A 7015-nucleotide genomic window follows, 5' to 3' on the forward strand; every position below is an offset into this window, starting at 1 on the left:
ACACCCGGAGCCCCCTCTAGCAGGTCTTCTGCTGGACGCCGGAGCAGTGGGAGCAGTCATGCGGAGGGGCGATGCCGACAAGTGTGACGTACGCACGCTGGCGAGTGGGACGACATCGTGATCTCATGTCGCCCCATTATCTGTGCCGGTACGGCTCCACCGGGGAAGAAGGCCCGGTGTCTCTGATGACGGTGTGCCATCTGGGTCCAGACCATGCGGCCAAAGCACACGGAAGAAACGTCTGGAGTCGTGCGCGACTACGGAAAACGCTCCCCATGGAGAACGGAGACCGATGTCGGCAGCTTGCCGAGCCAAGGTTTCGGCGCTGGCACGATCTCCGGCCTCTAGTCGCAACTCGGCCAGCTGTCGAAGCGCCAGTGCATCCCCGGCGTCGGCTGCTTGGTACGCGAGTCTCTCGGCGCCAGTCCGGTCTCCAGCTTGTTCCCGAACCTGCACGAGTTCGTATAGGGCGCGGGTGCTCCCGAAATCGGCTGCTTGGGTTGCAAGTTTCAGAGCGCTGACATCGCCATCTGCCTTCCTCCGCATGCGACTAAGTGCCATGAGTGCCTCGGGCTTCCCGTTGATGGCTGCTTGGTGTGCGAGCCTTTCGGCGCCGGCCCGGTCTCCGTCCTGTTCCCTGATCTGTACCAAGTTGCTGACAGTGTGAGCGCTTGCACTATCGGCTGCTCGACGAGCAAATTCTTCTGGAAGGGATTGGCCTCCGGGGCGCGTCCCTAGTCTCGCCAGGGACCCTAGTGCTTCAAAATCTCCGGCATCGAGGGCCAGTTTGTACAGCCGTTCGGCGCGTGCACAGTCTCCGTTCCTCTCGTGCGTCCGGGCCAGGGCATTGAGGGCACGGCGGTTCCCGCGGCTGGCTGCTCGGTGGGCGACTGCTTCAGCCTCTGTGTTGTCTCCGGCCGCCTGCAGCATCAAGGCCAAATCGCGCAGGGCGTAGGGGTATCCCGCTTCGTCCGCTTGACGACACAGATTTGCTGCGCCCGGTTGATCACCCGCCCTGTGCCGAATCCAGGATAGGTTCACAAGTGCCTCAGGTTCTCCGGCATCGACGGCTCGCCTGTAAATGCGTTCGGCATCCGCACAGTCTCCTTCCCTCTCAAGCCGCTGTCCCAGATCGATGAGGATGCGAGTGTTTCCTCGATTCGCCGCTTCGGCGGCGATGGATTCCGTCTCCGCGTAGTCCCCAACTTCCGACCTCCTTCGTGCCAGCTCCTCAAGGGCAAAAAGGCTTCCCATGGCAGATGCTTGCCGGATGAGTTCTTCTGCGCCTGGGGGATCTCCGGCCTTATCTCGGAAAAAGGCCAGTTCAAGGATGGCGGTGGTGCTGCCAGCCTGGGCTGCGCGGTGGCGGAGAAGGTGAGCCCATCGGAGGCGGAAGCGGACCTCAGCCTCCTGGGACAGGGCGCTGAGGTCGCCGGGGAGGGTGAGCCAAGTGAAGGCGGCGTGCCAGAAGGAGGTGGGCGGGCACAGGTACCGGCGGATGGAGCGCCCATGTTGCTCCAGATAGTCGGCCAGTCGGTGCACAGGGGCCGCCACTTCGTGGCGCAACCCTACTTTCGGTGGGTAATGCAGCGAACGACCCTCTACGCGACGCAGGGCTGCCTGTTTTCCATGGACAGTTTGGGCGAGTTCGGCCAGCGCAGCTTCCACCCAGTTGTCGTCTTCAAAGCTTTGAAGGTCACTCTCATCGAGATAGCCGTGAGCCGCTTCGGTTAGGAAGGTGACGGGCAGGTGGGGGCCGATACCGAGGCGGCGAGCGTCCATCGCGGCTTCCAACAAAGCCTGAGCGGCTGGGCTGCCGTGCTCATAGGCGCGCAGCAGTTCGGGGGCGCCGGCGAGGTCCTGCGCGACCCGTCCGCTGCCGGAGGTCCTGGTGAGAGCCTCTGCCAGCAGCCGGTCGCCATCTTTTGCGAGTTGCGCGGCGGCCGACAGCGCCGGGGTATCGAAGATCTCGGGCATGGTCAGTGTGCGTCCGGCCAGCAGTTCCCGCGCGCGGCTGTGCGGATCCGCGTCGCCGAATGCCGGAAGGGCGGTGTACTTGCGCGCGTACTCGGGCCAGAGGGTGCCCAGCACTAGGATTGGGCCTCGCCCAGGGTTGGTAAGTAGGTCGTGGACCGCGGCGGCAATCTGTTCGCCCGCTCTCGCGTCTCCGAGGTAGTGCTGGCCCTCGTTCAGCCAAACCACTGTCTGAGGCCGCACATGCTCAAGTTCCGCGAGTGCGGCCTCGGCACGAGTGGGATTGAAGGGATGCCACAACCGCCACCCTGCCTTCGCGAGGGGCTGGATGGCCTCCCAGCACGCTCTCGTTTTGCCTGTCGACGAGGAACCGACGAGCACGACCATCCGGCTCTGCCCTGCTACGGCTGCATTGACCGCTTCCGCGATGACATGATCGTGCTCTCGCCGGACGTAGCCGGGCAAAATCTGTTGCTGTGGACCGGACCGGGCACGTGACATGGCGGGGCCTGCCGGGTGGACCTCCAAGTCGTACGGAGACCACTGGTCGATCAAAGTTCCCGGGCCCAACTCGTTGTCGGCTGCCGACCGGGTGGCGTACGGGCCGATTGCCTCTGGCTGGAGCCCCGGGTCTTCCCGCGGCAGGCCAGACGCCTGAGGGAGGAGCGCCGTTGTCCTCTCGGGGGGTGCGTGCCCGCCCTGCTGAAAAGCCTTCCTCAAGTGGGCAGATGCGGCAGGCATTGTGAAGGGTTCATAGTAGGCGCGACGTACCTGATCCCCTGTGGGGCTTTGCAGCCTTCTTATAAGCTCGGTCTCGTCCCAGAGTTCGACGGTGATGTCATGCGTCTGTTCCTGACGCTTCTTCCAACCGTCCCACCAGTGGGCTGCAGGCCCGTCCATGCTGGATGGTATGCATAGGATCCACCGCTCGATCGTGTAGCCAATGACTGCTGCGGCTTTCAGTCCGCTAGCCAGTGACTCGCGAATCTGCTGCGAATGGTTGGTCGTGGTTGTCGGCATGAAGTATTTGGACTGCCAGACGGTGACTACGCCTTCGAGATCGCCAGCGAAAGCATCGATTCCCCAGTCTCCCGGATTGGCGGCGATCATCCGGACATTAGGATTGGTTGTGCTGGCGAGCTGCGCAAGCATCTTCTCGAAATCGGCACGCGCGCCGTCCGTGCTGCCAGTTCGGATTTCGTGCACTCCAAAATGTATGGGCGGAATGCCGGCCGCCACTCTAAGGGAACGCTCCAACCCGGCTACCTCCACGTCGGCTAGGCGGACCGAACCATCCGCTTTCGGTAGGCTGTTCCCCATGTGCCACGCACAGCGAGGGCAGTCAGCATACGTGTCACAGAATCCATCGATCAAGGAGACCCTTCCCAACCGAAGGCGGAGCTCGCTGACAGGTCACCACGTTTTGCTAGGAACGCACCATCGCTGGAATGTTCCGAAGCTGGTGGCACCGGCTTGTCGATGTTGGCTGGCTACACGAGGTGCACCGAGGTGCGCGTTATGGGTGCTGGCTCAGGGAGCCGACTCGGAGCGGTCGCGGGTTGCCGCCCGTGGAGCTGGTACTCAGGGGCTACCCTCGCCAGCTTGCGACGCCGGTGAGCGGGGAGTTGTTCAGCGGTGGTAGGTGCGGATGGCGGGGCGTGGTGTGGCATTGAGGAAGAGCTCGAACCAGGCCGGGGCGCGCAGTCGTCGACGCCGAGGTGCCAGTTGATGTCCCCGTCGGCGAACTGGGGCAGTGGAGCATCATGACGTCGCCTTTTGGAAGGGGAGCTCTTCGCGTTTTGACGCATGCCCACCAGCACGATGGTGTGCATAGCCAGGTTGGCCTGGCGGCCGGGGGTGTACTGCTCCCGGACAGTCGCATTGGCGTCTCAAGGCGTCCGTGGGGCACCCCGATCTGCGCAGCCCGACCCCATGGGTAGCGAGGGCACCGACGGCTGAGACTTCTGGCATCTGGTCGTTTCCGGTGTTGAGTAATTGCTCGCCGAGTTCCGCGCCGGTCACAACCCTCTAATTCGCATGCGCCTCACCCCCCGATCCACTGCGGAGCACTCCGCCCATCCTCGAGGAAGCGGGTAAGCGAAAATTTTATATTGAGGAAGAACTCTGGACGGTTCGCCGGATTTTCGCCTGCGGCAGCTGAGAGCGTCGCGGTGCTAGTACCTCCCAGCCACATGCCTACGGTCAGGTCGGTCAGGTAGTTCTCCAGACTCAGGGCGGTATGACGTACATCGCTGTGTCCGAAGGTAAACAAGGAACTGCGACCGGAGCGGGCAGCACCAACAGCAGCCAGAAACTTCGCTGGTACGGCGTAGACTTTGCCGCTGCTGGAAATGAGCCAGTACGTCGCCGTCGAACTGACCTCTAGCAGAGTGTCGAGCTGCAGGCGATTGATCTTCCAGGAGTCACCAGCTGAGGCGCTGGGAATAAGGGCGTTGGCCTTCTTTACCTGGACCAGGTCACCGATCCTCGTGGTCAGCTGACCGGGGACCGTGACCTCGAGGACGATACCGATGTCCGCGCCGGTTGCCTTCTCCGCGTTCTTCGTCTCCTGCCGACTCGCTAGCGCTACCTCTGGAGAATCCGGATCCGTCCACTGCCCAGCCCTCGATCCGGCGGCGAACCGTTGCCCGAGCTTCTCCAACAGGCGGGCAGTTAGCGCTTCCTCGTCCTGCGCGCCAGACCGGGACACAAAGCCCATGAAGTCCTCGACCGCGCCCGCCACCGCTCCGCATATCAGATCCTCCAGGCCGGCGCCGGCGAGCCACGTCGACGAGGGAGCGTCGAGGGGTCTCGGGAAGACACGGCGTCGAGCGTCCATGGAGCCGCCCAGCGCGTCGATCAGCTTCTGCTCCATGGGGCTACTGCCGTCGGCGATGGCCTGGATTCCCTCGGCCCGGCGCCGGACTTCCGGTACCACGCTTGGCGTCGTCGCCTTGACAGCCGCTCGCACTGACTGGCGCTGTTCGGCTAGGGCAAGTGTGAGGTAGACATCGAGACCGTCCATGTGGCGGGCAAGGACGAACAGCCACGGGAGTGACCTGGCCCAGAGCGTGGGGCGGCGACTCGCGGATTTTTCAACTCTGGCTCGGAGTCCCGCAGCCTCCACAAGAAGGCGCTCCACGCTGAACAGCATCAGGTCGCGCCACAGATCCACCAGCGCGCGTTCGGCGTGCGGTGCCAGCCGCCTCATCACCTCGCCAGCCCGGCCGTCTACGAGATCCTGGTTGAGGTCGATCAGTCCCGCAGCGACGCCGACGGCTATCGCAGCCGGTACCGGCATGGCCTCGGCGACCCGAGCGGGGCTCTTGAGGCGAGCCATCCACTTCACCAGGCCCGGGGTCATGCGGCCAGCCGTGACCCAGCTATCCATCGTCAACCGCAACAGATGCTGCTCGACCAAGGAGCCATGCTCGTGCACCAGTCCTTCAAGGCCACGTGCCGTCGCGAATTCGTCGGCCATAGGAGGACGAGTGCGCAACGCGTCCAGACAGCATCGGGGGCAGTCGGGGTCCTGCTCGTGGTAGTAGTAATCGTCACGATGGGAGATGTGGTCCACCGGCCGACTATATGCGGCGCGGTCAACATCCCGCTGTGATACCGAATACCCCTCCCTGCGGCCGATTGGGGAGAATGTCTGCCTGCGGTCCGCACAGAGTGCGCTAGTCTGCGGGCAGGAATGGAGCCTGGGACGGTACCTGGGCCACCCCCGGTCATCTTGAGGTACGGAGCGTCGGAACGCGCCCTCGCCACCACCTCCCTCCCACTTCCTGCGCACCTGTTCTGTCCGGCCCTTGTGCCGGACAGCCGAAAGGCGTTTCCTTGACCATCTACTCTCAGCACGCCACCCGTGGAAAGACTCAGATCCTGGCGACCTACTAAGGTCCGGACGGCGTCGTGTCCAAGACCTTGACGAGTCTTGCCGAGCCTCACCTTGCGGGTCCGGTCGTCGACGCCCTCAACAGGATCTCCGCCCTCGCCACTGTCCCTGTCAGCATCCACGACCGCCGTGAACGGCGAGTGGGCTACTACCCGCGCACACATCTTGCCGCGCTAGCTGACCCTGCCGCCCGCACCGCTCTTCTCGGCGGCGCCCACAGCCTGTGGTACGAGTACGTTTGCCTGCGGCTTCACCAGGCGCTCGCCGACTTGGAAAGCGCCGTGGTGGCTCTCCCCAACACGGTTAGCAGGGCGATCCGATCCGAACTGGATGAAGAGAAGCACGGGTTGCAGACAGGACTCGCAGAGTTCTCGGGAGCTTCCACCGAGGAGGAGCCGGAGACCGAGCGCTGCTGGGAGTTCAGGCTGCCCTTCGTGAAGTACGACGACGGGCTGGGCACGCTGAGCGACGAGACGCGCGAGCAACTCGATCGACGCGAGTCGGGATTCACGTCGGAGCAACGGGAGAAGGCGGTCGCCGCCCTCCGGGTGCTGGTCACCGCGCACGCCCAGGGCGGCGACGTGGGGGCTTCACTCGACGACCCCAGTTGTCGCCTCTTCGTGGAGCCGTACGACTCCGACGGCTTCTATCTGACGATCGAAGCGCCGGAGCCAGGCGACGACGAGACTTCGTGGGAGGTCGAGGTCGGCCGATGGGTGCCGGATGACCCCGAGGAGGAGCCTGGGGACCACACCAGCGCGACAGGGCAGGACATGGTCGGCTGTTCCCTTCCGGTCGCGCCGACCGCTGAAGAGATCGCTCATCTGTTGAAGTCCGTGGACGAGGAGCCGCTGCTGCTCGCCGAGTGGTCTGAGTTGCGCGTGGGAGCGATACTCGCAGGGACGGCGCTGGTAGTAACCGAACGTTACGACTCGTGATCGGGTCGGCAAGGAAGGCTTGACTCTGATGTGGTGGGGCTGGGCACGGCTCGCCACCACATGCCCAGTGGATACTTCAGTCGTGGGGGGGGGCCCGCGCGGGGGGGCCCCCCCCCCCGGCCCGGGCCCCGGGGGTTGGTATTAGACGATGGTTGGTGATAAGGTGATTGTTTTGGGGCCCCCGGACCCAACACAGCACCCCACG

General features: G+C 64.2%; 3 protein-coding genes. 1 reads left to right on the plus strand and 2 read right to left on the minus strand.

Features of this window, described 5'->3' with window-relative positions; genetic code table 11:
- Positions 1-123: 123 nt before the first annotated feature.
- Together ACIRRU_RS15300 and ACIRRU_RS15305 are read right to left on the minus strand one after the other, a co-directional pair.
- Positions 124-3180 carry a tetratricopeptide repeat protein gene (locus tag ACIRRU_RS15300; protein ID WP_403680221.1) on the minus strand — a complete coding sequence of 1019 codons (3057 nt, stop codon included), beginning with the start codon at positions 3178-3180 and terminating at the stop codon, positions 124-126.
- Between the two features lie 838 nt (positions 3181-4018).
- Positions 4019-5551, minus strand: coding sequence for a hypothetical protein (locus tag ACIRRU_RS15305; RefSeq protein WP_403680224.1), 1533 nt, complete (start codon positions 5549-5551; stop codon positions 4019-4021).
- 338 nt (positions 5552-5889) lie between these two features.
- Here ACIRRU_RS15305 and ACIRRU_RS15310 point away from each other — a divergent pair, with 338 nt between their 5' ends.
- Entirely contained in the window at positions 5890-6810 is a 921-nt protein-coding gene (locus tag ACIRRU_RS15310; protein ID WP_403680227.1) for a hypothetical protein, read from the plus strand.
- Positions 6811-7015 lie beyond the last annotated feature (205 nt).

It is taken from the genome of Streptomyces sp. NPDC101181 (assembly GCF_044767975.1).
Lineage (GTDB): Bacteria > Actinomycetota > Actinomycetes > Streptomycetales > Streptomycetaceae > Streptomyces.